The sequence below is a fragment of the Actinotalea sp. C106 genome (genome assembly GCF_023630195.1).
Lineage (GTDB): Bacteria > Actinomycetota > Actinomycetes > Actinomycetales > Cellulomonadaceae > Actinotalea.
In genome coordinates, this window is record NZ_JALPKN010000444.1 from 1 (window position 1) to 1,741 (window position 1,741).

At 75.0% G+C, this 1,741-nt stretch carries 2 protein-coding genes and 1 pseudogene; all 3 read left to right on the forward strand.

Features of this window, described 5'->3' with window-relative positions; genetic code table 11:
- Positions 1 to 576 (forward strand): annotated as a pseudogene (locus L0B03_RS17395) (hypothetical protein); the annotation flags it as partial.
- A gap of 75 nt (positions 577 to 651) precedes the next feature.
- Positions 652 to 1,248, forward strand: coding sequence for an LppA family lipoprotein (locus L0B03_RS17400; RefSeq protein WP_250448216.1), 597 nt, complete (start codon positions 652 to 654; stop codon positions 1,246 to 1,248).
- Positions 1,249 to 1,350: 102 nt separating this feature from the next.
- On the forward strand, positions 1,351 to 1,741 hold a 391-nt coding region (locus L0B03_RS17405), incomplete at its 3' end, for a sensor domain-containing protein (protein ID WP_250448218.1).

Here is a 1,741-nt window from a genome sequence, read left to right on the forward strand (position 1 = left end):
GCCGCGCTCGGCGTCGCCTGGCGGGTCCTCGGGCTGCGCATGGCGGCCCCGGGGATCGCCTGGGTCGCGTGGGCCGTGTACGCCGCGCAGTCCGTCGGCACCAGCCCCGTGTGGTTCACCGTCCCGGTCGGGCTCGCGCTGCTCGTCGTCGTCGCGGTCTGGCGCGCCGACCGGCGCGACCACGACCAGCCCGTGGCCGACGGCGGCATCGCGGGGCTCGAGCTCGCCGGCTTGGCCTTCCTCGTCGTCTCCTCCTTCGTGTCGGCGGTGACGGACTCCGTGCTGCACGCCCTGGTCGCCGCGGCGATCGGTGTGGCCCTCGCCCTGTGGGGGGTCGCCACGCGGGTGCGACGGCGGCTGGTCACCGGGGCCGTCGTGGTGCTCGCGGGGCTCGCCCTGGCCGTGGTGGTGCCGCTCGTGGCGCTGCTGCCCGCCGTCGGGCAGGCCGGCATGTGGGTGCTCGTCGCGGTGCTCGGCCTGGCCGTCGTGCTCGCGGCGACCTTCCTCGAACGCGGCCGGACGACGGCGCGCGTGGGCCGCCAACGCCTCGAGGAGGCGACCCGCGGTTGGGAGTGACGGGCAGCCTGGACGACCAGCACACGATCGCGACGGTGATCTCGGTGCGGAGGACCGGATGATCGAGGTGGAGCGGTGACGAAGCAGCATCGATGGTGGGGGGCCGTGACCCTGGCCCTGGCCGCTGCGGTCGGCGGCTGTGCCGCGCAGGGTGGGTCCCAGGGCGAAGAGGAGGTCACCACGGACGCCCGGCCGTCGATGGAGCAGGTGCTGGACAGCTACGAGGCCATGCAGGTCGAGATCGTCGAGGCTCTGGAGGCCGACCCGGGCGGCCTGGTCTGGGAGGCCGACCAGGAGGGCTTCGGCCTGACCCGCTCGGGGTGCCCGGAGGTGTCCGCCGAGGCCGAGACGGCGACCTTCCGCGGGCTCCTGGCGCGGGGCAGCTACGAGGGCGAGGACCGCGCCCGCTTCCTCGAGGTGGTCGAGGAGATCAGCGCTCGGCACGGGTTCAGCGAGGTGACGACCGTCGTCGACCGACCGGATGGTGTGCGCCGTGTCGCCGAGGACGAGTTCGGGGGGCGCGTGTACTTCGGGACCGCCGCCAGCACGACCCTCCTCGTGATGACCGGGTGCCACGAGTGGGAGTCGACGCCGGGTGAGGACGACGACCGCCCCTCCGTGATCGACCCGCCGGACGCCACCCCCGCGCCCACCCCGACCCCCGACGCCTGAGCCCAGCGCCAGCGCGCCCCCCCGGGGGTGGGGCCAGCCCTACCTCCGGTCCACCGGGAGGCAGGATCGTCTCCCCACCGCTACCTCGGCAGGATCGAGCACATGAACTTGACGACGCGCTCCGGCGCCGAGAGCGCCGCCTCTGCGGGGTCCCCCTCCGAGGAGACCCGGCCCGAGGCCAGCTCCTCCGAGACCGCCCCGGTCGAGGCCACTGCTCCCTCCTCTGCCGTGACCCTCGCACCTACGCGGGGCCCGCTCTCACGCCTCGGTCGGGACACGGGATACGTGCTCGGGGGCCTGCCGATCACCCTGGTCTCCTTCACGGTGCTGGTCACCGGCCTCTGCCTCGCGGCCGGCCTGCTGATCACGGTGATCGGGGTCCCGGTCGCTGCCGGGACCCTTGCCACTGCCGTGGGCTTCGGGCGGCTCGAACGCCTGCGCCTCGCCGCCCGCGGGACCGCGCTCGCGCCGGTGCAGTACGCCCCGCGCCGCG